The following is a 25,655-nucleotide window of genomic DNA, read 5'->3' on the forward strand; positions in this document are numbered from 1 at the left end:
AGCGCGGTCACGATGTCTTCGCCTCCGCTCGGCCTTCGAATTCGGTGTCTTCGTCCGAGCCGTCTTCGGCCTCGGTGCTCTCCTCGTCGTCGATGGAGCTGCCGCCCACGGCCGCGTCGGCGGCGTCGGTCGTGACCACGTCGGCCCGGGCGATGCGCCACGAGCGGTAGATGAGGGCGAGCAGGAACGCCGAGACACCGAAGGTGATGACGATGGCGGTCAGGATGAGCGCCTCGGGCAGCGGATCGTGCATCTCGGACGGCTCGACGCCGTCGGCCACGATCGGGGCGAGGCCGGCGGGCCCGGCGATGATCAGGATCAGGAGGTTCGTCGCGTTGCCGACCAGCAGGAAGCCGAGGAGCATGCGGGTCATGCTGCGGCCGAGCAGCAGGTAGACGCCGCCCGCGTACAGCACGGCCATCAGCAGGATCAGAACCAGGGAGGCGCTCATCGGGGGCTCCTCTCGGGGGACGTCGGTGTGTCGGATGCGGGCGCATCGGGTGCGCTGCTCAGCGAGTTCACCTCGTGGGCTCCGGGAAGGCCGTCGTCGTCACTGCTCTCGTCGTCGTGGTCCTCCTCCTGCTGCCGGTCGATCTCGGCTCCGAGGCTGCGCAGGATGTCGAGGGCGAGACCGACGACGACCAGGTAGACGCCGATGTCGAAGAGCGTCGAGGTGACGAACTCGATGTGCCCGACCACGGGGATCTCGGCCTCGAACCACGTGGAGGTGAGCGCGTCGACGCCGAAGAAGATGGGCACGAGGGCGGTGCCCCCGGCGAAGAGCACGCCGAAACCGAGCAGCTTTCCGGCGTCGATCGGCGCGGCCTCACCGAGTTCGAAGCGCCCCGCGGCGAGGTAGCGGGCGACGAAGGCGAGCCCTGCCACGAGCCCTCCGGCGAATCCGCCGCCGGGGAGGTTGTGGCCGGCGAAGAGCAGGTAGACCGACACGACGATGGCCGAGTGGAACAGCAGCCGCACGACGACCTCGAGGATGATCGATCGGTTCTCGGGGGCGAGCGTCTTTCCTGCCAGCAGCCAGGGAGTGCGCTGCCCGGACCCCTCCTGCGAGGGTGCGGCCCCGTCGGGAGTGGCCCCGGCGCTCGCGGTCGCCTCGATCGGCGCCTCGGCCAGCCGGCCGCGACGGGCGAACCAGCGCGGCCGCTCTGTCTCGGGTCCGAGCCTCGGCATGTCGCCACTGCGGCGGGAGAGGAACACGAGGCTCGCGACACCGGTGGCGGCGACCACGAGCACGCTCATCTCGCCGAGGGTGTCCCACCCGCGGATGTCGACGAGCAGCACATTCACGACGTTGCGTCCGTGCCCGCCCTCGTAGGCGAGCTGGGGGAACTGCAGCGAGATGGGCTCGGCGATGCGGGAGCCGAGGGCGACCACGGCCACGACCGACATCAGGATGCCGACGCCCACGCCGATGACGGCCCGCACGACGCGGTGCCGCCGGCCGTGGTCCTGCCCGATGGCCGACGGCAGACGGCGCAGCACGAGAACGAAGGTCACGAGCGTGACGGTCTCGACGAGTGCCTGCGTCAGCGCCAGGTCGGCGGCGCCCTGCAGCGCGAAGAGCGCGGCCATGCCGTAGCCGGTCACGCCCACGAGCACCACGGCCATAAAGCGCTTCTGTGCCCGGGCGGCGGCGATGGTCGCGACGCCCATGACGATCGCGATGGGCAGCTGCGCCGGCGAATCCCAGATTCGGAATGAGCCGGGCAGCTCGCCGACGAGCACGAGCGCGGTGCCGACCGCCGCTATGAGCACGACGAGGATGGTCGCGACGTAGATCGGAAGCGATCCGGTCTGGGTCACCCGCGTGAGGCGCACGGCTCCGCGGTCGACGAGGTGCACGATGCGGCTGTAGCCGCGGGCCGAGTCGATCAGCGACGGCACGCGGCCCTGGATGGCGGACACCCGGGTGCGTGCGGCGAAGAGGGCGAGTCCGAGAACGAGGGTGACCGCCGAGATGCCGAGGGCCGGCTCGAGACCGTGCCACAGGGCCAGATGGGCCGCATCCGGGGCCTCTGACGACACGGACGACGCCTCGCCGCTGAGCGGCGGAACGGTGTCGGCATACAGTCCGAAGAGCGGGTCGAGCAGCGGGGAGGCGATGCCGAGGCCGAGGCTCGTGAGGGCGAGGATCGCGGGCGAGATGAGGAAGTCGACGTGCTCGTGCACGAACTCGGCGGGCTCGACGCCGGGCTTCGACGCGAAGGCGCCCCACAGGAAGCGCGCGGTGTACGCAACGGTGAGAATCGAGCCGACGGAGACGCCGATGAGGGCGACGAGCCCGAGCGGAGCCCCGTGCTCGGCGTCTTCGAGCAGGGCCGTGAACGTGGCCTCTTTCGCCACGAAGCCGAGCAGGGGAGGCAGGCCCGCCATCGACGCGGCGGCGAGGGTGGCGACGATCGCCAGCAGGGGCGCCTGCCGACCGAGTCCGCTGATCTTGCGCAGGTCGCGGGTGCCGAGGCGGTTGTCGATGATGCCGACCACGAGGAACAGGGTGGCCTTGAAGAGGGCGTGGCCGGTGATGAGCGTGATGCCGGCGAGCGCGGCGTTGCGGGTGCCGTAGCCCACGACCACGGTGAGGAAGCCGAGCTGGCTGACGGTTCCATAGGCGAGCAGCAGCTTCAGGTCGTGCTGGCGCAGGGCCCGCCATCCGCCCACCAGCATGGTCAGAACGCCGACCGCCACGAGCAGCGGCCGCCACCCGGGGGTGTCTCCGAACGCGGGAACCAGCAGGGCGATCAGGAAGATGCCGGCCTTCACCATCGCCGCAGCGTGCAGGTAGGCGCTCACCGGGGTCGGCGCGGCCATGGCGGAGGGCAGCCAGAAATGCAGGGGAACCTGGGCCGACTTCGACAGTGCTCCGACGAGCACGAGAATCACGGCGACCGTGACGAGACCGGATGCCTGCGGCGGGTCTGCGACGATCTGCGACACCCGCGTGGTGCCCGATTCGACGGCGAGGATGACGACGCCCACCAGCATGGCGAGGCCGCCCGCCGTGGTCACGAGCAGCGCCTGGAGCGCGGCGCCCCTGCTCTTGCGCTTCGCGGTGTACTGGCCGATGAGCAGGTAGGAGAAGACGGTGGTCGCCTCCCAGAACATGAAGAGCACGTAGATGTCGTCGCTGACGACGAGGCCGAACATGGCTCCGGCGAAGGCGAGGAGCACGCCGCTGAAGCGGCCGAGCCCGTCTTCGCCGCGGCGGAAGTAGCGGGCGCAGTAGAGCACGACGAGTGTTCCGACGCCTGTGACGATGAGCGCCATCGTGAGCGAGAGGGCGTCGAGGCGGAACGCGAACGCGAGGTCGAGCTGCGGCACCCACGGGTGGAGCTCGGTGGGAGTCTCGCCTCGGGTCACGGCGGGGACCTGGAAGAGCAGTCCGACGAAGACGGCCGCGGGAACGAGTGCGGCGAACACGAACATACGAGGGCCGAAGCGGGCCGTGAGCGTGGGAAGGACGAGCCCGGCGAGGGCGAAGCCGACGAGAGAGATGATCATTTCGGCTCCCTCAGATAGTCAGCCGGGGAACGGTTCGCGCCCGGTCGCAAGCGGCCGTGTGGAGCTTCAGTCTACCGGGACATGACAGGTGAATGCCCCGAACGGCATAAGTCCGTCCGGGGCATCGGCAGCACTCTCCGTGCTCAGGCCGTGGGCACCGCCGAGGCGAGCTGCGGGTACAGGGCCTGCAGCGGAGCGGAGAGGCCCGCCTTCACCTGAACGCTCGTCTCGTCTGCGAGCACCTCGAAATCGCCGGCCTCGAGGCCGTCGTAGGCGCGGGCGACGATGTCGGCCGGGTCGCTCTTGAACTCGGTGACCCCCTCGGTCATGGGAGTGTCCGCGTAGCCGAGGTGCAGGCCCACCACGTGCGTGCCCTGGGGTGCGAGCTCGAGGCGCAGCGAGTTCGTCGCCGACCAGAAGGCGGCCTTCGTCGCGCTGTACCCGCCTGCGACGCCGAGCCAGCTCAGCGCGGAGTGGACGTCGAGCAGGGCTCCGCCGCCGTTGCCGGCGAGCACGGGTGCGAATTCGCGCGCCATCGAGACCGCACCGAAGAAGTTGGTCTCGAACATTTGGCGCAGCGCCTCGGAGCCGCCCAGCATGGGCACGTCGCCGCCGACGCCGGCGTTGTTGATCACGATGGTGGTGTCCGCTGCGATGGCGGCGGCCGCCCTCACCGAGGACTCGTCCGTCACGTCGAGCGCGATCGTCTGCACCCGTGCGTCGTTCCACTCGCGGGGCGTCCTGGCCGTGGCGTAGACCTTCGTGGCCCCGCGCTCGAGGGCCTGGGCCACGAACTCGCGTCCCAGTCCTCCGTTGGCTCCGGTGACGAGAACGACGGAGCCGCTGATTGCTGACGGCATGGTGAACTTCTTCCTTCTAGGTTGTGATTCACAACCTAGCACCCTGGGTTGCAAAATCAAACTCAGATGCTATCGTCGAGGAATGGCGACAACGGTTCTGGGAAAAGACCCTCGGTGCCCCGTGGCTCGCAGCCTCGAGGTGCTCGGAGAGAAGTGGACGATCCTCGTCGTGCGGGAGGCCCTGGCGGGCGTCACGAGGTTCTCCGATTTCCAGCAGAGGCTCGGCGTGGCCAAAGACGTGCTCGCGGCCAGGCTGTCGACGCTTGTCGAGTTCGACGTGCTCGAGCGACACTCCTACCGCGCCGAAGGCGAGCGCGAGCGCTCGGAGTACCTGCTCACCGACGCGGGTCGCGACCTCGGGGTCGTGCTCGCGAGCTTCGCCCAGTGGGGCGACACGCACCGACCGACGGGGTTCGGCCCCGTCGTCGAGCATCGCGAACGCGCCACGAACGAGCTGCTGCACATCGCCTTTGTCACGAGCGACGGCCGCGAGGTTCCTCTCGATCGGGTCGAGAGCGTCAGCGGGCCAGGAGCGCTGCCTGCGGCGGGTTGATCTCGGCCCACACGTCGTCGAGCGAGAGTCCGAGAACGCGCCCGATCGCTGCGATCGATTGGAACGACGGAGTGGCGACGCGGCCGGTCTCGATCTTGCGCAGCGTCTCAGGCGAGACCCCTGCCTCGAGGGCCACGTCGAGCATGGAGCGCTCGCCTCGCGCGTGCCGTAACAGGGCACCGAGTCGCTGACCGCGCTCGAGCTCATCGGGGGTGAGGGGGAGTCGGACCATGCTCCCGATTCTAATACCGTCATAACAGTACCGGTATAGTTATCGGAATGATCGAGATTCTGAATCACGCCCAGCTGGCCGGCGCGCGCGTTACTGGCGGCCTCGTCGCCGACATCCTGCAGTCTCTGAGGCTGCGCAGCACGGTGGGCACGAATCTGCTCGACATCGACCGATGGGCCAAGCACCTGATCCTCGAAGCCGGCGCCGAATCGTGTTACGTCGACTACGCGCCCTCGTTCGGCACGGGACCGTTCGGCCACTACATCTGCACCGCGGTGAATGACGCCGTTCTGCACGGCATGCCGCACGACTACGCCCTGCAGGACGGAGACCTGCTGACGCTCGACCTCGCCGTGTCGCTGCGCGGCCTCGCTGCGGACTCCGCGATCAGTTTCATCGTGGGTCGATCGAGGCCACCGCAGAGCATTGCGATGATCGAAGCGACGGAGAGGGCGCTCGCCGCCGGAATCGCCGCCGCGGGCCCGGGCGCTCGAATCGGTGACGTCTCCCACGCCATCGGATCCGTCCTCACCGAGGCGGGCTATCCGATCAACGTCGAGTTCGGCGGCCACGGAATCGGGTCGACGATGCACCAGGATCCGCACGTCTCGAACATCGGTCGACCGGGTCGGGGCTATCGTCTGCGGCCGGGCCTGCTGCTCGCGCTCGAGCCGTGGGTCATGGCCGACACCGACGAACTCGTGACGGACCCCGACGGGTGGACATTGCGCAGCGCGACCGGCGCCCGCACGGCGCACAGCGAGCACACGATCGCCATCACCGACGACGGTGCCGAGATCCTCACCGTGCCGACGCGGTCGCCTCGCTGAGCAGCGGCAGCTGCAGGGTCAGCCATGGGCTGAATGCCCACGGCGTGCTGTCGACGGCCGAGCGCAGCGCATCGGGGTCGACCCAGTTCCACTCGGCGACCTCGTCGGGGTTGCCCGCGACCTCGTCGGTCGTCGTGGCCGTGAACACCGGGCAGATCTCGTATTCGACGATTCCGGATGCGTCGGTCGCCCGGTAGCGGAAGTCCGGGAGAACCAGGGTCACCTCGTCGAGCGTGATTCCCAGCTCGCGCTGCGCGCGGCGCGCCACGGCGTCGGTCATCGCCTCGCCCGGAGCCGGATGACCGCAGAACGAGTTCGTCCACACCCCGGGCCAGGCGACCTTGCCGAGCGAGCGGCGGGTGACCAGGATGCGGCCCTGCGCGTCGTAGACGTGGCACGAGAAGGCCAGGTGCAGGGCCGTGTCGGCGGTGTGGACCGTGGCCTTGTCGGCCGTTCCGATCGGCAGTCCTTCGTCGGAAAGCAGAACCACCTGTTCATGAGAGGACATGCACTTATTGTGTCAGAACGGGCGAATAGTCAGCCGACTGACTGATCGGGCCGGGATTCTTCGAGCAGGCAGCCCGCCATTGTGCAATCCCCACGACGAGGCGCGGTACTTAGACAGTCTCGTAAGTTAGCCTCGAACCGTGGATACGCATGATCTCGTGGTGGTGACCCGCCGGCGGCAGCAGCACGTCGATGCGGTTCTCGACCGCTTCTTCGGGCTCGCGAAGGCGCGGGCGTCGGGCATCGGACCTCGATATGTGACTCTCTGGGAGACGCTCGAGAAGAACTCCGCCGGCGGCAAACGCTTTCGTCCGGCCATGGTTCTCGCCGCTTACGAGGCCCTGGGAGGAACCGACTCGGAGACGGCCGCCTATGTCGGCGCGGCCTTCGAACTGCTGCATACCGCCCTGATCGTGCACGACGACGTGATCGATCGAGACTTCATCCGTCGTGGTGGCCCCAACGTGTCGGGCAGCTACCGCGACCTGGCGCAGACCGCGGGCATCCCCATTCCCACCGCAGAGCACCGCGGCCTCTCGGTCGCGGTGATCGCGGGAGATCTCGCTCTCTTCAACGCCTTCCGCCTGCTCGATCGCAGCGGCGTCAGCGGAGAGCTGCGCGAGCGCCTCCACGAGATCCTCGACGAGGCCATGTTCGCATCGGCGGCCGGCGAGCTCCTCGACGTGGACTTCTCGCTGCACCCCGACCCGCCCTCGGTCGAGGACATCGTCGACATGGAGCGTCTGAAGACGGCCGTCTATTCCTTCGAGACCCCCCTCCAGGCCGGAGCGGTGCTTGCGGGCGCCGACGAGGCGGCGGTCGAGGCACTGGGGTCGTTCGGGCGCAACCTCGGCATCGCCTACCAGATCGTCGACGACCTCCTCGGGGTCTTCGGCGACGAAGGAGACACCGGCAAGTCCACCCTCGGCGACCTGCGCGAGGGCAAGCGAACGGTGCTCATCGCCTACGCCGCGACGACCGAGCAGTGGCCGCAGATCGAGCCGTCGTTCGGCGATCCCGAGCTCGACGACGAAGGCGCCCAGCGCATCCGCGGCCTGCTCGAAGAAAGCGGCGCCCGCCGCTACGCAGAGGCTCTGGCCCGCGACTTCGCCAACAGGGCCTGGGAGCAGCTGGCGTCGAGCGCGCTTCCCGATACGGTGCGCGCGGAGTTCCGCGCCTTCGTCGCCACGGTGCTGGAACGGGTCAAATGACCCGGCCCGAATCGCTGTACGACCGTGTGGCCATGGAGGCCTCGGCCGTCGTCATCCGGAGATACTCGACCTCGTTCGGTCTTGCGTCGAAGCTGCTGTCTCCCACGGTGCGGCAGCACGTCGAGAACATCTATGCCCTCGTGCGGCTCGCCGACGAGGTCGTCGACGGGGTCGCCGCGGAGGCACGCCTCGATGCCGGCGCCATCCGAGCCCAGCTCGACGCGCTCGAGAGCGAGACGAACGAGGCGATGCGCTGCGGCTTCAGTACCAACCTGGTGGTGCACGCGTTCGCGCTCACGGCCCGCGAGACCGGATTCGGCGAAGAGCTCTCGGCCCCGTTCTACGCGTCGATGCGCGCAGACCTGAGCCAGACCGAGCACACGCCGGAGTCATTCGACCTCTACGTCTACGGATCCGCCGAGGTCGTCGGCCTGATGTGCCTCAAGGCGTTCCTCGTCGGACACCGCTACTCCGACGAGGACGAGGCTCGGCTCGTCGACGGCGCGCGCCACCTCGGCGCGGCCTTTCAGAAGATCAACTTCTTGCGCGACCTCGCGGCCGACTTCACGGCCCTCGGCCGCAGCTACTTTCCCGGTGTCGACGTCGACTCCTTCACCGAGGCGCAGAAGACCGTCATCATCGACGACATCCAGAACGACCTCGACATCGCCTGCTCGACCCTGACGCTGCTGCCGAGCTCCTCCCGGCGCGCCGTGGTGCTCGCCCAGGGACTCTTCGCCGAGCTCACCCGCCGTCTACGCGAAACGCCGGCCTCCGTCCTGGTGACCACCCGCATCCGCGTGCCCAACCCCGTTAAGATGCGAATCGCGGCCCTCGCTGCCGCGGGTCGTCTACCGAAGGAGCACGAGTGACAGCCAGCATCCCCACCGGTGACAGCACCGACTCGCAGGGCGAGGCCCGGCGGGCCATCGTCATCGGGGCCGGTATCAGCGGGCTGGCCAGCGCCGCGCTGCTGGCCCGCGAGGGCTACGAGGTGACCCTGCTCGAGAAGCGGGGCGCGGTCGGCGGCCGCGCGGGCGTGTGGAAGAAAGACGGTTTCACCTTCGACACGGGCCCCTCGTGGTACCTGATGCCCGAGGTCTTCGACCACTTCTACAAGCTCATGGGCACCTCGGCCGCAGAGCAGCTCGACCTCACCCGCCTCGACCCGGGCTACCGCGTGTTCTTCGAGGGAGAGGAGACGACGGTCGACATCCGCAGCGACCTCGAATCGAACCTCGAGCTGTTCGAATCGATCGAGCCCGGCGCCGGCGTGAAGATGGCCGGCTACCTCGACTCCGCAGCCGAGACCTACGACCTCGCCAAGAAGTACTTCCTGTACTCCACGTTCCAAGACCTCAAGCCGCTCGCGGTCGGCCCCGTCGTCACGCGCACGCCCCGACTCGTGCGCCTGCTCACCGAGACGTTGGCCAGCTTCGCCGGTCGCACCGTGCGCGATCCGCGGCTGCAGCAGATCCTCGGCTACCCCGCCGTCTTCCTGGGTTCCTCACCGTATGCCGCTCCGAGCATGTACCACCTCATGAGCCACCTCGACATGAACGACGGCGTGCTCTACCCCCAGGGCGGCTTCGGCCAGGTGATCGCCAGCATCGAGAACATCGCCCGAGACGCGGGCGTCGAGATCCGCACCGGCGCGACCGTAACTCGCATCGTGCTCGAACTCGATCCAGCGCTGAAGGCGCCGGAGCCCGAGAAGAGCGTCTACGACTACGAGACCACCGAGTTCGACACGAACGTGATCGACCGCGACGAGCTGCGGCGCCTGCTCGCGGGCGAAGCGGATGCGCAGGGCTCCACTGCGGCTGCACCAACGACGGCTCCCGCGACGGCGACCGACGTCGTGGCCGGGCCACCGGCATCCGACCGCAGCCGTGTCGGCGGCGTGCACTACGTCGACGACGAGGGACGCGCCCACGAACTGGAGGCCGAGCTGGTCGTCGCCACCGCCGACCTGCGGCACGTCGAGACCACCATGCTGCTGCCCGAACTGCAGACCTACCCCGAGTCGTACTGGCAGAAGAAGACCGCCGGCCCCAGCGCCGTGCTGGTCTACCTGGGCGTCTCGGGCGAGCTGCCGCAGCTGGCGCACCACTCGCTGTTCTTCACGAAGGACTGGAAGGGCGACTTCGGCAAGATCTTCGGAGCGAGCCGCTTCGGGCGCTTCGGACCGAAGGGGGCCACGTCGGTTCCCGAGCCCGCGTCGATCTACGTCTGCCGCCCCAGCGCCACCGACGACACCGTCGCGCCCGACGGCCACGAGAACATCTTCGTCCTCGTTCCGATCCCGGCCGACCCCGGCATCGGCCACGGTGGCGAGAACGGCCTGGGGGATGCCCGGGTCGAGAGGATCGCCGACGCCGCGATCGCGCAGGTGGCCGAGTGGGCCGGCGTTCCCGACCTCGCCGACCGCATCGTGGTGCGGCGCACCGTCGGCCCCGCCGACTTCGTCGACGACCTCAACGCGTGGAAGGGCACCGCGCTGGGCCCGGCCCACACCCTGGGCCAGAGCGCGTTCTTCCGAGCGGGCAACGTGTCGAAGAAGGTCGACGGGCTCGTCTACGCCGGAGGATCCACGATCCCCGGCATCGGACTGCCCATGTGCCTGATCAGCGCGGAGCTCGTGATCAAGCGACTGCGCGGCGACACCAGCACGGGAGCACTGGCGGAGCCCGGCGACTGATGGGTCTGCTGTACCTGCTCGCGCTCCTCGTCTCGATCACGGGCATGGTGGTGCTCGACCGCCGATTCACGCTGTTCTTCTTCCGCGACGCGCGCCGGGCATCCATCGTTCTCGTCGCGGGTCTCGTGTTCTTCGTCGGCTGGGATCTGGCAGGCATCGGGCTCGGCATCTTCTTTCGCGGAGAGACCTCGTTCATGACAGGTCTGCAGCTGGCGCCCGAGCTGCCCGTCGAGGAGATCTTCTTCCTCACCCTGCTCTGCTATCTCGCGATGAACCTGTTCGGGTTCCTGACGCGGGCATCCGTCGGTCGGGCCGGCCGCGTCGCCGGCCGCGAGGCGGTGCGCTCGTGACCTACTGGACGCTCAATGCGATCTTCCTCGCGGTCGTCGCGCTGGTCGCCATCGTCGCGGCCGTGCGCATCCGGAGCACCCGGCCGTGGGTCGCGGTCGCCATCACCCTCGGCGTTCTGCTGGTGATGACCGCGGTCTTCGACAACGTGATGATCGGCATCGGGCTCGTCGGCTACGAGCCCTCCCTCATCTCGGGGGCCTTCATCGGCATCGCGCCGCTCGAGGACTTCGCCTACGCGATCGCCGCCGCCGTTCTGCTACCGTCGCTCTGGATGCTGCTGCCCGCGGGCTCGTGCGCATCCGGTGCCGCCGCACGCCCGGAGGAGCGCGCATGATCCGTCAGCTGCTGCTGTCGTCGCGGCCCCTCTCGTGGGTCAACACGGCGTTTCCGTTCGCCGCCGGATACCTGCTGGTCACGCGCGAGGTCGACCTCGTCTTCGTGCTGGGCACCCTGTACTTCCTGATTCCCTACAACCTCGCGATGTACGGGATCAACGACGTGTTCGACTACGAGTCCGACATGCGGAATCCGCGCAAGGGCGGCGTCGAGGGCGCTGTGCTCGACAAGTCGCTGCACCGGCCGACCCTCTGGGCGGTGGTCATCACGAATGTGCCGTTCATCGTGTACCTCGTGCTGGTGGGATCGCCGCTGTCGTGGCTCGTGCTCGCCGTGAGCCTCTTCGCGGTGCTCGCCTACAGCGCTCCGAAGCTGCGGTTCAAGGAGCGCCCGTTCATCGACTCGCTCACCTCGAGCACGCACTTCGTGAGTCCGGCGGTCTACGGGCTGGTGCTTGCAGGGGCGACGTTCACGCCCGCGCTCTGGGCCGTGCTGGCCGCGTTCTTCCTGTGGGGCGTCGCCAGCCACGCGTTCGGTGCGGTGCAGGACATCGTCGCCGACAGGGAGGGCGGCATCGCGTCGATCGCCACCGTCATCGGCGGTGCCGCGACCGTGCGCTTCGCCTTCGTGGCCTACCTGCTCGGGGGAGTGCTGATGCTCTTCACCACGTGGCCGGGCCCGCTGGGAGGACTGCTGGTGCTGCCGTACGCGCTGAGCGTGCTGCCGTATTGGTCGATCGCCGACGCCGACGCCGAGCGGGCCAACACGGGGTGGCGACGCTTCCTGCTGTTCAACTTCGTGTGCGGATTCGTGGTGACGATGCTGCTGATCTGGCTGTGGGTGCTCGTTCCCTAGCCTCGCCGCGAGTGTTGCTCGGGGCGACGAATGTGCCCGGGCGACCGGCAACATCCGTCGCCCCCGGCAACAGGCGCGGGGCAGCGGATGCCGCGGGCAGGCTAGGGCGCGTCGGTGGCGGCCGCGCGCAGGTCGGGAAGCTTCACGAAGAGCATCAGCACCAGGCCCACCGCCACCACGAGCACGATGCCGAGGATGCCCCAGTACTGCGCACCCGCGAGGGCGATGAACAGCGCCCAGAGGCCGGGGGAGATGAAGCTCGCCGCGCGTCCCGTCGTAGCGTAGAGGCCGAAGATCTCGCCCTCTCGCCCCGCGGGCGACACCCGTGCCAGCAGCGAGCGCGACGCGGTCTGGGCCGGGCCGACGAAGAGGCAGAGGGCGAGGCCGCCGATCCAGAACACGATCTTGCCCCCGTCGTGCAGGGCGAAGACGGCGGTGCCGGCCACCACGAGTCCGATCAGCGAGAACAGGATGACGGCCCGCGGACCGAAGCGGTCGTCGAAGCGCCCAGAGATGATCGTGCTGACTCCGGCCACGAGGTTGGCGGCGATTCCGAAGGCGACGACCTCGAGGAACTCGAACCCGAAGGTGCCGGAGGCGATGATGGCCCCGAACGCGAACACGCCCGCCAGGCCGTCGCGGTACACGGCACTGGCCACGAGGAACCAGAACGTGTGCCGGCTCTCGCGGAAGAGGCGCGCGATGTCTCTCACGAGAACCGCGTAGCTCGCGAAGAAGCCGACCTTGGGGCCGACCGAGGGCGCCGGGGGAAGCTCCGGAACGAACACGAAGATGGGGATGGCGAAGATCACGGTCCAGATGGCACAGCCGACCGCGACGACGCGGAACGGCAGTCCGTTCTCCTGCGACAGCCCGAACCAGTCGGCGCTGTAGGCCACGACCACGATGACGAGCGCGACGATGCCGCCGATGTAGCCGAGGCCCCAGCCCAGGCCGCTGACCCGCCCGATCGTCTTCTTCGTCGACACCTGCACGAGCATCGCGTTGTAGTTCACCCCGGCGAGTTCGCTGAAGACGCTTCCGATCGCCACGAGTGACGCCCCGAGAACGAAGTAGCTGGGCTGTCCCTGCACGAAGAACAGACCGGCCATGCACAGCACGAGCAGCACCGTGTAGACGAGCAGGCCGCCCTTGCGGCTGCCCGTGCGGTCGGCGCGCTGGCCGAGCACCGGTGCGAGTACGAGGATGACCAGCCCGGCCAGGAAGATCGCGAAGCCGAACCCGCTGGCGAGTTCGGCGAGGCCGGCGACCTTCACCGGATCGTTCTTGGGCAGCGCGGCCACGTCGGCCGGCAGGAACACGTCGGTGGTGAGGTAGAGGGCGGTGAAGATGAAGGTGAGGATGACCGAATTGAAGGGCTGGGTGGCCCAGTCCCACAGCGCCCACGACCGAACCTGCCTCGCCGGAACGGGCTCCACCTGCAGGTCGAGTCCCACAGCCAGGGCCGCGCCGGTATTGGCGACAAGTGGCATCGCGGGCCGCGTCGAGGCGTCGTCTGGGCCGGCTGCGTCGCCGGGATTCTGAGTCATGTTCACACAGTAGCCGTGCGCCGAGACGAGGCAGCAGACAACGCGGGCACACGAGGTGAAATCGCCCATACTGCGGCGATCTTCCGGGCTAGGGTTAGACGCATGAATCGGCACCCGGGGGGGCTCTTCGTGCGGGGGCGCGGAGGAGATACCGCAGATCTGCGAGAGCACAATCTCGCCCTGGTGCTGCGCTATCTGCGAGACCACGGCCCATCCTCCAGAGCCCAGATCGCCGACTCGTCGAGGCTCGGCCTGTCGACCTTGACGGGCATGATCGGTGAGCTGAAGGCCCTCGATCTCGTGACAGAGGGGCTCGCCGACACGCAGTCCCGTCTCGGACGCCCCACCCACGCCGTGTCGCTGTCGGGTGACGGCTGGGTCGTCGCGGGGCTCCGGGTGGATGTCGACGGCGTTCGTGCGAAGACGGCCACCGTCGGTGGTGATCACCTCGGCAGCTACGCCGATCGCGCCGATCTGCGCGGCGGCGATCCCGCACAGGCGATCCGGATGCTCGCGGCCGCGATCGACTGGATCGTCGAGTCGGTGGAGCCCCCGCGAGTCCTGACGGCCGTGAGCATCGCTGTCGCGGGGCGTGTATCGCCCTGGGGCGACGTCGTCGTGCGGTCGGATGCCCTCGGCTGGGCCGACGTCGACCTCGCGAGCGGGGTGCGCGATGTGCTGGCCGCGCATGGCTGTGGCGGGGCCGTGGTCCAGGTCATGAGCGACAGTGCGACCGCCGCCCTCGGGCTCGTGCGCGGCGAACTGCGCGAGCGCATCGGCGAACGCACCCTGCTGTATTTCGGCGGGGAGCGCGCGGTCGCGGGCTGCGTTCTCGTCGCCGGCGAGCCGGCCATCCCCGGCGGCCTCGGTGAGGCCGACTTCGCGCGGATCCCCGTGGCGATCGAGGGCGGTGAGTCGCGTCGACTCGGAGACGCGGTCGCCCTGGCGGGGCTGCTGACGACGGCGGGCGTGCGATCCGACGCCGAGGCGGCCGACCTCGTCGACCGCTTTCCCCGCGAGGCCCTGTCGGCACTGCTCGCAGCCGTGGCCGAAGGAGACGAGGCGGCGGCGGCCGCGGTGACCGCCGCCATGGCCTCGTTGGCGCAGGCGATCGAGGCCGCCGCCGCGGTGGTCGGGGCCGAGGTGGTGGTGCTCGACGGCTACCTCGGTGTGCTCGGCACGCTCATCGCGCCGTCCGTCGACGCCCACGTCGAGGTGATCGCGCTTCCCTCGCATCCGTCGAGGGTCGTCGACGGAGCCGTCTTCGCGGCGCGAGACGCCCGGCTGTCGCACCCCTCGCGCATCCGGGACTGACCCTATCGGCGAGCCGCTGTCCAAAGTTGAGTCGATCTAGCTCAACTTTAGCTGTGAAGACTTGACATGGATTTCGGTCGCTGGCAAGCTTGAGTCAACAAGGCTCAACCCTTGTGAGAACTTAGACATTCTTGATGTGAGAACGTCGGTCCCGCCAGCAAAACAAGGAGAAATCACTCACATGGCTCGTGCAGTAGGAATCGACCTCGGTACCACCAACTCGGTGGTCGCGGTCCTCGAAGGTGGAGAACCCACCGTCATCGCCAACGCGGAAGGCTTCCGCACGACCCCCTCGGTGGTCGCATTCACCAAAGACGGCGAGGTTCTCGTCGGCGAGACCGCCAAGCGCCAGGCCGTCACCAACGTCGACCGCACCATCTCCTCGGTGAAGCGGCACATCGGCACCAACTGGACCGTCGACATCGACGGCAAGCCCTACACCCCGCAGGAGCTGTCGGCCCGAATCCTCGCCAAGCTCAAGCGCGACGCGGAGTCCTACCTGGGCGACACCGTCACCGACGCGGTCATCACGGTTCCCGCCTACTTCAACGACGCCGAGCGCCAGGCGACGAAGGAGGCCGGTGAGATCGCGGGCCTCAACGTTCTGCGCATCATCAACGAGCCCACCGCCGCTGCTCTCGCCTACGGCCTCGACAAGGGCAAGGAAGACGAGCTCATCCTGGTCTTCGACCTCGGTGGCGGAACGTTCGACGTGTCGCTCCTCGAAGTCGGAAAGGACGACGACTTCTCGACCATCCAGGTGCGCTCCACCTCCGGTGACAACCGCCTCGGTGGAGACGACTGGGACCAGCGCGTCGTCGACTACCTGATCAAGCGTTTCAAAGACGCCACGGGCGTCGACGTCTCCGGCGACAAGATCGCCAAGCAGCGCCTCAAGGAGGCCGCGGAGCAGGCGAAGAAGGAGCTGTCGTCGTCGACGTCGACCAGCATCCAGCTGCCGTACCTGTCTCTCACCGAGAACGGCCCCGCCAACCTCGACGAGACGCTCAGCCGCGCCAAGTTCGAAGAGCTCACCTCCGACCTCCTCGACCGCACCAAGAAGCCGTTCGAAGACGTCATCCGCGAGGCCGGCGTCTCGGTCAACGACATCGCCCACGTGGTGCTCGTCGGTGGATCGACCCGCATGCCCGCCGTCGTCGAGCTCGTCAAGAAGCTCACGGGCGGCAAGGAGCCCAACAAGGGCGTCAACCCCGATGAGGTCGTCGCCGTCGGCGCCGCACTGCAGGCCGGCGTGCTGAAGGGCGAGCGCAAGGACGTTCTGCTCATCGACGTCACGCCCCTGAGCCTCGGTATCGAGACCAAGGGCGGCATGATGACCACGCTCATCGAGCGCAACACGGCCATCCCGACCAAGCGCAGCGAGACCTTCACCACGGCAGACGACAACCAGCCGTCCGTCGCGATCCAGGTCTTCCAGGGCGAGCGCCAGTTCACCCGCGACAACAAGAACCTCGGAACGTTCGAGCTGACCGGCATCGCGCCGGCCCCGCGCGGCATCCCGCAGGTCGAGGTCACCTTCGACATCGACGCCAACGGCATCGTGCACGTGTCCGCGAAGGACAAGGGCACCGGCAAGGAGCAGTCGATGACCATCACGGGTGGCTCGAGCCTCTCGAAGGAGGACATCGCCCGCATGGTTCGCGAGGGCGAAGAGCACGCCGCTGAAGACAAGAAGCGTCGTGAGGCCGCCGAGGTGCGCAACAACGCCGAGCAGCTCGCCTACTCGATCGACAAGCTCATCAAGGAGAACGAGGACAAGCTGCCCGAAGACGTCAAGACCTCGGTTCAGGCCGACGTCGACGAGCTGAAGACGGCACTCGCCGGAGAAGACAACGACGAGGCCGTGAAGGTCGCGTTCGACAAGCTCAACGAGAGCCAGGGCAAGCTGGGCGAGGCCATCTACGCCTCGAGCCAGGCCGACGCTGCCGCCGAAGGCGACGCGCCGACCGACGCACCTCAGGACGCCGCGTCTGACGAAGACGTGGTCGACGCCGAGGTTGTCGAAGACGACGAGCCCTCGAAGGACAAGTAACCATGACGGATCAGAACTCGTTCCCTGAGCCTGTCGAAGGGGAGGAAGCGGCTTCGGCGGCGGGCCCCTCGACAGGCTCGGGGAGCGATTCTCCAGCCAGCGAACCGATTATCGAGGGAGAGTTCATCGAGGCCGAAGGCCCCGATGTCGAGACCTCGCTGAGCGACGCCGACCTGAGCTTCCTCGAAGACGCCTCCTCTGCGTCGTCGTCGACGGCCTCAGACGAGGTGCTCGCCGCAGAACGGCTCGCCGATCTGCAGCGGGTCACCGCGGAGTACGCGAACTACCGCAAGCGCACCGAGGCGAACCGCGAGGTCGAGCGGGAGCGCACCGTCGGCGAGGTCGTCAAGGTTCTGCTTCCGGTGCTCGACGATCTCGACCGTGCTGAGAAGCACGGCGACCTCGGCGACGGGCCGTTCGCATCCATCGCGCAGAAGCTGCGCGGCGGCACCGAGCGTCTGGGTCTGAAGCCGTTCGGAGCCGCGGGCGATGTCTTCGACCCGCAGCTGCACGAGGCGATCTTCCAGCAGCCGTCGGCCGATGTCGAGGTCGAGACGGTCGCCGACGTCGTCGAGACGGGCTACTACCTCGGCTCCACGCTTCTGCGTGCAGCCAAGGTCGTCGTCTCGACTCCGGTCAGCGCTTAACACACAACCTGGTAGAGCCCCTTCGACAGGCTCAGGGAACGACCCGTTCCCCGAGCCTGTCGCAGGGCTGAACACGAACAAGGACACGAATGGCCAGCCAGGATTGGTTCGACAAGGACTTCTACAAGGTGCTCGGCGTCTCGAAGGACATCTCCGAGGCCGAGCTCAAGAAGACGTATCGCAAGCTCGCGCGTCAGTACCACCCCGACTCCAACCCCGGCGATCCCAAAGCCGAGGCCAAGTTCAAAGAGATCTCCGAGGCCAACTCGGTGCTGTCCGATCCTGAGCAGCGCAAGGAGTACGACCAGATCCGCGCCATGGGCTCAGGGGCCCGCTTCCAGGCTCCCGGCCAGCAGGGCGGCGGATTCGAAGACGTCTTCGGCGGCATGTTCGGCGGCGGCGGAGGCGGCCGCGGAGGCCAGCAGTACACCTACACCCAGCCCGGTGCCGGCAGCCAGTACGACGACCTGCTCGGAGGCCTCTTCGGCGGATCGTCCGGTGGCTTCCGCGGTTACGGCGGACCGACGCGTGGCCGCGACGTCACGGCCCGCGCCACCATCGACTTCCTCACGGCCACAAAGGGCGACACGATCAAGCTGCAGACCGCAGACGGGCGCCCGATCACCGTGAAGATCCCAGCCGGCGTCTCCGACGGCCAGAAGATCAAATTGCGCGGCAAGGGTGAGGGCAGTCCAGACGGGGGCGAGCCAGGCGATATCGTCTTGACCGTGACTGTGCGCAAACACCCCGTATTCGAACGCGACGGGTTGAACCTGCGCGTGAACGTTCCCGTGACCTTCGTCGAGGCGACGCTCGGGGCGACGATCGAGGTTCCGACCCTCGGCGGCGATCCCGTCAAGCTCAAGGTCGCACCCGGCACCCCCTCCGGGCGCGTGCTGCGGGTGAAGGGACGCGGCGTCGAGACGTCGAAGGGCACCGGCGACCTGCTCGCCGTGGTGCAGGTCGCGGTTCCCGCGCACCTCAGCCCCGAGGCCCGCGAGGCGCTCGAGGCGTTCCACGCGGTCGAGCCGCAGGAGAACCCGCGCCTCGAGCTGCTCTCCAAGGCGCACGAGTAACACTCGCCCCCTCGATCGACCCTCCGCACACGCCGTACAGAAAGGCAGGCCATGGACGAGAACTCACCGATGTTCGCGATCGCCATGGCCGCCGAACTGGCCGGCATGCATCCGCAGACCCTGCGCCAGTACGACCGCATCGGGCTCGTGAGCCCCACCCGCACGGCGGGCAAGTCGCGTCGCTACTCGATGCGCAACGTGGTTCAGCTCCGCGAGGTCGCGCGTCTCTCGGCGGAGGGCGTGAGTCTCGAGGGCATCGCCCGCATCCTGACCCTCGAGAACCAGGTGAGCGCCCTCACCGGCCGAGTCCGCGAGCTCGAGAGCGCCCTCGCCGACGAACTGCTCAACCGGCCCAACCGCCGGGTCTTCGCCGCCGACGTGCAGGGCGATGTGGTGTCGCTCAAGCACGGAACGCGCACGGCGCGCCGCACAGAAGTCGTGATCTGGCGCCCCACCGACTAGCTGACCGATCTGCTCAGGTGACCGGGGTCGACACGAAGAGAACTCGGTCGCTCGCCACCAGCTCGTCGAGGGTGAAGACGCGGTCGAGGTCGTGGCCCGCAGCGACGGCCGCGGTCCGTTGAGACTCCGACTGCGGATCCAGGCGGCCCTGCATGAACCCGCCGAGCGAGCGCACCGCGCACGCCGCGATGATCCCCTCGGGAGTGCCGCCCGTTCCCATCACGGCGTCGATGCCCGAGCCCGGGGTGGCGGCCGCGATCGCGATCGACACGTCGCCCTCTCCCACCAGGTGCACGCGCACGCCGAGCGCGCGCAGTTCGGCGACGACGGATGCGTGCCGCGGCTTGTCGAGAACGCCCACGACGAGCTCATCGATCGGCTTTCGGAGAGCGTCGGCGAGCAGCGTCGCGTTCTGCGTCGGCGACGCGAGCACGTCGAGCACCCCGGCCCCCGCCGCGCCCGCGATGAGTTTCTGCATGTAGAACACGTCGCGCGGGTCGAACATGCTGCCGCGCGGTGCGAGCGCGATCACGGCCACCGCTCCCGGAAGGTTCTCCGCCGCGAGCCGCGTTCCGTCGAGCGGGTCGACCGCCACATCGCACGTCGGGCCCGCGCCCGTGCCGAGCCGCTCGCCGTTCGCGAGCATCGGGGCCTCGTCCTTCTCGCCCTCGCCGATCACGACCGTGCCGTCGAACGGGGCCCGGCCCAGGGCATCCCGCATCGCCGCGACGGCAAGCTCGTCGGCGCCGTTCTTGTCGCCCGAGCCCACGAGGGGCAGGCACGCGGATGCCGCGGCCTCGGTCGCGCGAACGATGGCGGTCACGAGATCGTCGGGATAGTTGTGGGCCCCCACGACGGTAGTGGGGGCGAGGGGCGGCGTCGGCAGGGGCATGACTGAAAAGGGTAGCGTTGTCGCCCGTGAGCACTGCATCGATCGAGATCCGAGACACGGCATTCGACCACCCCGATTCCGAGGCGTTGCGAGCCGCGCAGCGCATCGAGATAGACGCGCGCTACGGCGGCGACACCGAGCCGGGAACCAAGCCGTCGGCATCCGATGTGCCCGTCTTCGTCGTCGCCTACGACGAGGCCGGAAGAGCCCTGGGGTGCGGCGGCCTGCGACAGCTCGACGATGTCAGCGCCGAGATCAAGCGCATGTTCGTGACGCCGGATGCGCGCGGCACGGGTGTGTCGGTCGCGGTGCTGCGCGCGCTCGAGGAGCGGGCTCGCAGCCGCGGCTGGAGCACGCTTCGGCTCGAGACGGGAACGGCGCAGCCCGATGCCGTGCGCTTCTACGAACGCGAGGGGTACACGCTCATTCCGAACTTCGGCGCCTACGCGGGAGCCGCGGAGTCGCTCTGCTACGAGCGCCGCCTCTAGACCGTCAGGCCGTCAGGCGCTCAGGCGCTCAGGCCAGCCCGGCGCTGCTCGCGCTCGCGTGCCCTGCGCTCGAAGCGGGGCTCCGCGCCGGCCGCCCGGGCCCCGAGCGACACGAGTTCGCGCACGGCCCAGCCGAGCAGCACCACGAGCAGAACGTTGCGGGCGGTGAGCAGCAGCGCCACCCCGGGATCTCCCGCGATGAGCGGCATGTAGAGGATCGGGAACACGAACGTGGTGAGCACCGAGATGGCCACCATGAGCAGCGCGGGTGTTCTCCAGGCGCGCCATCCGTGTGTGATTCCCACGGCGATGATCGGCGCCAGCCAGAGCATGTACTGCGGTGAGCCCACCTTGTTGAACACGACCACCGTGGTGGCGAGCGCCAGGGACGCGACGAGAAGCAGCCGCTGGGTCTGCGCGCCACGGTGCTTGGCCCACACGACGAGGGCGAGCACGCCGACGACGGCCAGCGCCATGGCCGGCGTCATCAGCGAGATGGCGATGTGGTCGTAGGGGCCGACGACCTCACGGGTGGCGATCTCCGTGTTGTTGATGATGTGGCTTCCCGGCCTGTTCAGGATCGCGAGCCAGAGCCACGGCGTTGTCACGGGAGCCTCGAGCTGAAGGCCGCGCGCGGTCTGCATCTGGGCGAAGCCGAGGAGGTAGTGCAGGCCGCCGAAGGCCCACACGATGGCGGCGACCCCCACCGAGAACAGGGCTCCGGTCGCGATCGCGATGCGGCGGCGCGGAAACGCCCCGATGATGGCCAGGAAGATCGCGGCCGGCCACACCTTGATCCACGTGGCGAGGGCAAGAAGAACGGATGCGACGATCGGCCGGCGCGCGATCAGAACGAGGGCGATGATCACCAGGGGAGCGGTGATGCCCTCGAGGCGCAGCAACGCCACCGGGCTCAGAAGAGTGAGGATTCCGAGCCACCACCACGAGGCCAGCACGCCGCGGCGGGAGCGCCCGCGGTTGGAGAGCACCACGATCGACGCCGCGTTCAGCGAGGCGATGAGCACGAACCAGAGCAGCTGGTAGAGCTGGGGGCCCGCGATGTTCGAGATGGCGATCGGCAGGATCGCCCCGATCGGGTAGACCCACTCGAAGTGGATGCCCGGCCATTGACCGAAGCTCTCGGCGGCGATGGCCCAGCGGCGGTAGAGGGGCAGGTCGCCCTCGACGGTACCGGCGACGATGTTGGGCAGCAGGCCGAGCAGGTAGACGACGTGGATTCCGAGGAAGCCCCAGAGCAGGTTGCGTGGCTTCTCGAAGACCTCGGGCTCCGGCAGTGCGGGTCGGATGAATCGGTCGTAGATGCCCTGCGGCGCTAGGCCTTGGATCGCTGTATCGGTTGTCGCCACTCTTGTGACCGTAGTGTCGAATGCCTGCGAGCGAGCAGGGATTCACCTTGCCGTTACCTGACCGTCGCTCGGCAGACACCGGAATCTCGACGACTGTCGCGTGAGGCGCACGATGTGATTCACGACTCACGCTGCCGGTCTGACCGCCTGGATCGTGTAGCTCAGCGGGGCCACTCCCGCGAGGGCATCGAGGGCGAACTCGCCATCGGGTCGCAGCAGCATCTGGCCCGGGAGTGCTCGCCACGGCACGCTGTCGTGTTCGACGAGCATCGTGAGCCTCAGGCCGGCGTCGAGGAGCGCTGTGACGATCTCGCCGATGCCGTGATTCCACTCGTAGGTCGTGGTCGCGGTGATCGGCTGATCCGTCTCGACGTAGCTGGCCTCGTCGTTCCACTCGAGTGGAGCCTTCTGCTCGAAGTAGGGAAAGCGCAGGTGCAGGTCGTCTGTCAGCCGCTCCTCCATCGTCCACAGGATGGGGTGGCCCTCGCGGATGAAGAGCCGGCCGCCCGGTTTCAGCAGGCCCGCGACGACCTCCGCCCACCGCTGCACACTGGGCAGCCAGCAGAGGGCGCCGATGCCGGTGTAGACGAGGTCGAAGCTCTGCGGCTCGAGCACCGACAGCGCGGAGTAGACGTCTGCCTCGACGAAGTCGACGTCGTCGCCCGTCTCCGCCACGAGTCGGCGTGCCTCGTCGAGCGCGACGGGCGAGAAGTCGAGCCCCGTGACACGGGCGCCGAGTCGGGCGAGCGAGAGCGTGTCCGTGCCGATGTGACACTGCAGGTGCACCGTGCGCAGCCCCTCGACGGAGCCCAGTCGGTCGAGGTCGAACCTCACGACGTCGGAGATGAGCCGCCGATCGTCGATGTAGCGCTGCACCTGGTAGCCCACTCCGCTGCGGGTGGCGTGCGCAGACGCCCGATCATTCCAGTTGTCGCGGTTCGCGTTGAGATAGTCGGTCATCGTCGGCCTCTTCCTGCCGCCGTCCGGCGAGCCCGCCAGAATATCAGTCCGGGCGCATCCCTGTCAGGATGGGGGGATGCCCGATTTCTCGTTCGACGACCTCCGCCGCTTTCCCGACGTCGAGGCTCCCAACCTGTTCGCGGTCGACGCCAGCGACAGGCTGATCCTCGATGAGGCGGCGGATGCGCTTGCCGCGGCCGCTCCCGGGGAGGTCGCCGTGCTGGGCGATCGCTACGGGGCGCTGACGCTCGGCGCGGCCGGGCTGCACGGGGCCACGCGCATCCGGGTTCAGCAGGATGCGTTGACGGGCGAGCGGGCCCTGGCCCGCAATGCCGACCGCACGGGGCTCGCCGACTCGTACGAGTCGATGCCGTTCGACGCCTCGCTCGTCGAGGGGGCGACCGTCGTGCTCATGCAGCTGCCGCGAACGCTCGCCGCGCTCGAGCAGGCGGCGGCGCTCATCGCCCGGCATGCGCATCCGTCGGTCGTGGTGTTCGCAGGCGGACGCATCAAGCACCTCTCGACCAGCATGAACGACGTGCTTACGACTCACTTCTCCGAGCTGCGGGTGAGCCTGGCGCGGCAGAAGTCGCGCGTGCTCGTGGCCTCCCAGCCCCGGGCCGGCGCCCACGCCGATTCCGACGCCGCCGCGATGCGCACGGAGTTCCACGACGACGTGCAGCTCTGGGTCGCGGCGCAGGGCACCGCCTTCGCGGGCACGAAGCTCGACATCGGCACGCGCTTCCTGCTGTCGTTCATTCCGCAGATGGCGGCGCACCCCGACGTGGCCATCGACCTCGGATGCGGCACGGGCGTTCTCGCCGCAGAGATCGCCCGGGCCCGGCCCGAGGCGCGGGTGATCGCGAGCGACCAGTCGTCGTCGGCCGTCGCATCCGCCCGCGAGACGATGCGGCTCAACGGGCTCGAGGCCCGGGTCGAGGTCGTTCGCGACGATGCGCTGCGCTCGCAGCCGGATGCGTCGGCCGGGCTCATCCTGTGCAACCCGCCGTTCCACGTGGGCGCGGCCGTGCACGCGGACGCCGCCCTCGGGCTGTTCCGCGATGCGGCGCGTGTGCTCGAGTCGGGCGGTGAGCTCTGGACCGTGTTCAACAGCTCGCTCTCGCACGCCGCGACCCTGCGCAAGATCGTGGGGCCGACCGACGTCGTCGGGCAGAACGCGAAGTTCACGGTGACGCGCAGCACGAAGCGCTGACCCACCCGCGCTGCGCCGGTCGAGTAGCGAGGAAGAGCGTATCGAGGCCATCCGGCCACCGCGCCCGCCCTTCGACAGGCTCAGGGAACGCCGCGGAGACCACCAGGTGATAGCGTCGAATCCAGCTCCGGGAGGCCAGATGTCGCGTTCGCTCGGCCTCACCGCGGAGGCCCGCTCGGCCGTGTTCGCGCCGCTCGCCGGCCCCGGCCGCAGCGAGCAGGTCGAGCAGCGGATGCGCGAGGCGATCGTGCTCGGGCTCGTCGGGCACGGCGAGCGTCTGCCCCGAGAAACGGAGCTGGCGCGACAGTTCGGCGTGGCCGTGTCGACGGTGCGCGAGGCGCTCGACGCGCTGCGCGGCCAGGGGCTCGTGCGCACGACCCGCGGACGAGACGGCGGCAGCTTCATCACCTCGAGCCCCGAGGGCCAGCGCGAACTCCTCGCGGCCCGCCTCTCACGCTTCTCGAGGGCTCAGCTGCACGACCTCGCTCTGCAGCTCGGCGCGATCAGCGGCTCCGTCGCGGCCACGGCGGCCACGCGCGCCACGAGCTCCGACCTCGACAGCCTGCGCTCGATCGCCGAGTCGATCGACTTCGGCGACGAGGTGTCCGCCCGCCGGGGCGAGGCCCTCTTCCGTGTCGAGGTCGCGGCGGCCGCCCAGTCGCCACGGCTGGTGGCCGAGGAGCTGCGTCTTCAAGCCGAGTTCGGTCCTCTTCTGTGGTTCGGCATGCGCGACCAGGCCCTCCGCGACACGGTTCGCGACGCGCAGCTCGCGCTGATCGATGCGCTCGCCCGGCGCGACGCGGCTCGGGCGCGGGCGATCGTCGACGAGCAGCTCGCGGCCCTGGCAGCCGGCGCGATCTCCATCTCCGATGCGCACAGGCACGCGGCGACCCAAGCGGCATCCACCGACGCCGCCCCTCAATCGATCCTCACGCTCGACGACTGCGCATCCCTCGTCGTCGAGACGCTCGACACCGTCTTCGAGGCGCTCGGCCGGGCCCGCGACGCCTTCGCGACCACGCTGGCGGGCCTCGCGCATCCGATCACCCGGGCCGCCCTCGACGACAGCGTGCGCGCCCTCGCCGAGGCCGAGCTGAGCGCCGGCGCCCAGCTCGTGATCGGGGCCGGCTTCGTGGCGACGCCGGGGTTCGTCGACGACGCGGCCTGGCACCTCGCCTGGTGGGTGCGCCAGGCGGGAGACCCGCTCGTGCAGCGGCTTCCGCCCCGCCAGCTGGCCGTGGTCGAAGACCCCGAGTCAGAGTTCTTCCGCGACTACACCCGGCTCGAGTGGTGGCGCGGAGTGGCGTCGGGCGAGGCGAGCCACGTGACCGGCCCCTACGTCGACTACCTCTGCACGGACGAGTTCATTTTGACCCTCACCATGCCCGTGCTCGATTCGGCGGGCGCGCAGCCCGGCGTCGCCGGGGTGGATGTGACGGTGTCGGCCCTCGAGGCCCGGTTCCTGCCCGCATTCGCGCGGCTCGGCGAGCGCGTCACTCTGGTGAACGCGGCCTCGAGGGTCGTGCTCTCGACCGACCCGACGATCGCGGCGGGGACCCTGCTGCCCGAGGGCGGGGATCGCGTCTCCTGCGGAACGCTGCCCCTCGCCCTCGTGCGGCACTGAGGTGCGGAAAAATGTCGCCTCGGCTCGCCGGGATGCGACACTTCTCCGCACCTCAGT

At 68.9% G+C, this 25,655-nt stretch carries 25 protein-coding genes; 16 read left to right on the forward strand and 9 right to left on the reverse strand.

Annotated elements, in window-relative coordinates; translation table 11 throughout:
• Nucleotides 1-7 precede the first annotated feature (7 nt).
• The 3 genes from ASF51_RS06135 to ASF51_RS06145 form a co-directional block, all read right to left on the reverse strand.
• Nucleotides 8-451, reverse strand: coding sequence for a Na(+)/H(+) antiporter subunit C (locus ASF51_RS06135; protein ID WP_055926556.1), 444 nt, complete (start codon nucleotides 449-451; stop codon nucleotides 8-10).
• A complete protein-coding gene (locus ASF51_RS06140) occupies nucleotides 448-3,516 on the reverse strand; it encodes a Na+/H+ antiporter subunit A (RefSeq protein WP_082479584.1) in 3,069 nt (1,022 codons plus the stop codon). The genes ASF51_RS06135 and ASF51_RS06140 overlap by 4 nt, the downstream gene beginning before the upstream one ends.
• A gap of 143 nt (nucleotides 3,517-3,659) precedes the next feature.
• A complete protein-coding gene (locus ASF51_RS06145) occupies nucleotides 3,660-4,376 on the reverse strand; it encodes an SDR family oxidoreductase (protein ID WP_055926558.1) in 717 nt (238 codons plus the stop codon).
• 82 nt (nucleotides 4,377-4,458) lie between these two features.
• Between ASF51_RS06145 and ASF51_RS06150 the strand changes: the two genes are divergently transcribed.
• Nucleotides 4,459-4,929 (forward strand): helix-turn-helix domain-containing protein, encoded by a 471-nt coding sequence (locus ASF51_RS06150; protein WP_055926560.1) that lies wholly within the window; start codon nucleotides 4,459-4,461, stop codon nucleotides 4,927-4,929.
• Here the strand turns inward: ASF51_RS06150 and ASF51_RS06155 are convergent.
• Nucleotides 4,895-5,161 (reverse strand): helix-turn-helix transcriptional regulator, encoded by a 267-nt coding sequence (locus ASF51_RS06155; RefSeq protein WP_055926562.1) that lies wholly within the window; start codon nucleotides 5,159-5,161, stop codon nucleotides 4,895-4,897. The two genes, ASF51_RS06150 and ASF51_RS06155, sit on opposite strands and share 35 nt — an antisense overlap.
• Before the next feature lie 47 nt (nucleotides 5,162-5,208).
• Here ASF51_RS06155 and map point away from each other — a divergent pair, with 47 nt between their 5' ends.
• Complete coding sequence (gene map / locus ASF51_RS06160; protein WP_055926564.1) at nucleotides 5,209-5,991, forward strand: type I methionyl aminopeptidase; 783 nt, start codon at nucleotides 5,209-5,211, stop codon at nucleotides 5,989-5,991.
• On the opposite strand, the gene idi is transcribed toward map, so the two are convergent.
• Nucleotides 5,963-6,499, reverse strand: coding sequence for an isopentenyl-diphosphate Delta-isomerase (idi, locus tag ASF51_RS06165; protein ID WP_055926566.1), 537 nt, complete (start codon nucleotides 6,497-6,499; stop codon nucleotides 5,963-5,965). The two genes, map and idi, sit on opposite strands and share 29 nt — an antisense overlap.
• A gap of 139 nt (nucleotides 6,500-6,638) precedes the next feature.
• On the opposite strand from idi, the gene ASF51_RS06170 reads away from it, so the two are divergent.
• Genes ASF51_RS06170 through ASF51_RS06195 form a run of 6 tightly spaced genes read left to right on the forward strand, consistent with a single transcriptional unit; the run spans nucleotide 6,639 to nucleotide 11,952 of the window.
• Nucleotides 6,639-7,709 carry a polyprenyl synthetase family protein gene (locus tag ASF51_RS06170; RefSeq protein ID WP_082479585.1) on the forward strand — a complete coding sequence of 357 codons (1,071 nt, stop codon included), beginning with the start codon at nucleotides 6,639-6,641 and terminating at the stop codon, nucleotides 7,707-7,709.
• Nucleotides 7,706-8,581: a squalene/phytoene synthase family protein gene (locus ASF51_RS18990; protein WP_055926569.1), complete on the forward strand. Its 876-nt coding sequence runs from the start codon at nucleotides 7,706-7,708 to the stop codon at nucleotides 8,579-8,581. The genes ASF51_RS06170 and ASF51_RS18990 overlap by 4 nt, the downstream gene beginning before the upstream one ends.
• On the forward strand, nucleotides 8,578-10,410 hold the full coding sequence (gene crtI / locus ASF51_RS19555; RefSeq protein ID WP_235497150.1) for a phytoene desaturase family protein: 1,833 nt from the start codon (nucleotides 8,578-8,580) through the stop codon (nucleotides 10,408-10,410). Before ASF51_RS18990 ends, crtI begins: the two co-directional genes overlap by 4 nt.
• Nucleotides 10,410-10,760 carry a lycopene cyclase domain-containing protein gene (locus ASF51_RS06185; protein ID WP_055926571.1) on the forward strand — a complete coding sequence of 117 codons (351 nt, stop codon included), beginning with the start codon at nucleotides 10,410-10,412 and terminating at the stop codon, nucleotides 10,758-10,760. Before crtI ends, ASF51_RS06185 begins: the two co-directional genes overlap by 1 nt.
• Nucleotides 10,757-11,095, forward strand: coding sequence for a lycopene cyclase domain-containing protein (locus ASF51_RS06190; RefSeq protein ID WP_055926572.1), 339 nt, complete (start codon nucleotides 10,757-10,759; stop codon nucleotides 11,093-11,095). The genes ASF51_RS06185 and ASF51_RS06190 overlap by 4 nt, the downstream gene beginning before the upstream one ends.
• A complete protein-coding gene (locus ASF51_RS06195; protein WP_055926574.1) occupies nucleotides 11,092-11,952 on the forward strand; it encodes a prenyltransferase in 861 nt (286 codons plus the stop codon). Before ASF51_RS06190 ends, ASF51_RS06195 begins: the two co-directional genes overlap by 4 nt.
• Nucleotides 11,953-12,053: 101 nt before the next feature.
• Here the strand turns inward: ASF51_RS06195 and ASF51_RS06200 are convergent, their stop codons facing one another.
• Complete coding sequence (locus tag ASF51_RS06200; protein ID WP_055928014.1) at nucleotides 12,054-13,502, reverse strand: MFS transporter; 1,449 nt, start codon at nucleotides 13,500-13,502, stop codon at nucleotides 12,054-12,056.
• A 102-nt stretch (nucleotides 13,503-13,604) separates the two neighbouring features.
• On the opposite strand from ASF51_RS06200, the gene ASF51_RS06205 reads away from it, so the two are divergent.
• The 5 genes from ASF51_RS06205 (at nucleotide 13,605) to ASF51_RS06225 (ending at nucleotide 19,054) form a co-directional block, all read left to right on the forward strand.
• On the forward strand, nucleotides 13,605-14,816 hold the full coding sequence (locus tag ASF51_RS06205) for a hypothetical protein (RefSeq protein ID WP_055926577.1): 1,212 nt from the start codon (nucleotides 13,605-13,607) through the stop codon (nucleotides 14,814-14,816).
• Nucleotides 14,817-14,997: 181 nt separating this feature from the next.
• A complete protein-coding gene (dnaK, locus tag ASF51_RS06210) occupies nucleotides 14,998-16,869 on the forward strand; it encodes a molecular chaperone DnaK (RefSeq protein ID WP_055926579.1) in 1,872 nt (623 codons plus the stop codon).
• 2 nt (nucleotides 16,870-16,871) lie between these two features.
• Nucleotides 16,872-17,516: a nucleotide exchange factor GrpE gene (locus ASF51_RS06215; protein ID WP_055926581.1), complete on the forward strand. Its 645-nt coding sequence runs from the start codon at nucleotides 16,872-16,874 to the stop codon at nucleotides 17,514-17,516.
• A gap of 89 nt (nucleotides 17,517-17,605) precedes the next feature.
• Nucleotides 17,606-18,592, forward strand: a complete 987-nt coding sequence (locus tag ASF51_RS06220) for a DnaJ C-terminal domain-containing protein (protein ID WP_055926583.1) — start codon at nucleotides 17,606-17,608, stop codon at nucleotides 18,590-18,592.
• Nucleotides 18,593-18,643: 51 nt separating this feature from the next.
• Nucleotides 18,644-19,054, forward strand: coding sequence for a heat shock protein transcriptional repressor HspR (locus tag ASF51_RS06225; protein ID WP_055926585.1), 411 nt, complete (start codon nucleotides 18,644-18,646; stop codon nucleotides 19,052-19,054).
• Between the two features lie 13 nt (nucleotides 19,055-19,067).
• Here the strand turns inward: ASF51_RS06225 and glpX are convergent, their stop codons facing one another.
• Complete coding sequence (glpX, locus tag ASF51_RS06230) at nucleotides 19,068-19,946, reverse strand: class II fructose-bisphosphatase (protein ID WP_082479586.1); 879 nt, start codon at nucleotides 19,944-19,946, stop codon at nucleotides 19,068-19,070.
• A 26-nt stretch (nucleotides 19,947-19,972) separates the two neighbouring features.
• On the opposite strand from glpX, the gene ASF51_RS06235 reads away from it, so the two are divergent.
• Nucleotides 19,973-20,434 (forward strand): GNAT family N-acetyltransferase, encoded by a 462-nt coding sequence (locus ASF51_RS06235; RefSeq protein WP_235497151.1) that lies wholly within the window; start codon nucleotides 19,973-19,975, stop codon nucleotides 20,432-20,434.
• Nucleotides 20,435-20,454: 20 nt separating this feature from the next.
• Here the strand turns inward: ASF51_RS06235 and ASF51_RS06240 are convergent, their stop codons facing one another.
• Entirely contained in the window at nucleotides 20,455-21,801 is a 1,347-nt protein-coding gene (locus tag ASF51_RS06240; protein WP_055926588.1) for a glycosyltransferase family 87 protein, read from the reverse strand.
• Nucleotides 21,802-21,927: 126 nt separating this feature from the next.
• Complete coding sequence (locus tag ASF51_RS06245; protein WP_055926589.1) at nucleotides 21,928-22,761, reverse strand: class I SAM-dependent methyltransferase; 834 nt, start codon at nucleotides 22,759-22,761, stop codon at nucleotides 21,928-21,930.
• 76 nt (nucleotides 22,762-22,837) lie between these two features.
• Here ASF51_RS06245 and ASF51_RS06250 point away from each other — a divergent pair, with 76 nt between their 5' ends.
• Complete coding sequence (locus ASF51_RS06250) at nucleotides 22,838-23,974, forward strand: class I SAM-dependent methyltransferase (RefSeq protein ID WP_055926591.1); 1,137 nt, start codon at nucleotides 22,838-22,840, stop codon at nucleotides 23,972-23,974.
• Between the two features lie 139 nt (nucleotides 23,975-24,113).
• A complete protein-coding gene (locus ASF51_RS06255; protein ID WP_055926593.1) occupies nucleotides 24,114-25,598 on the forward strand; it encodes a GntR family transcriptional regulator in 1,485 nt (494 codons plus the stop codon).
• Nucleotides 25,599-25,655 lie beyond the last annotated feature (57 nt).

It is taken from the genome of Agreia sp. Leaf283, assembly GCF_001422485.1.
GTDB lineage: Bacteria > Actinomycetota > Actinomycetes > Actinomycetales > Microbacteriaceae > Agreia.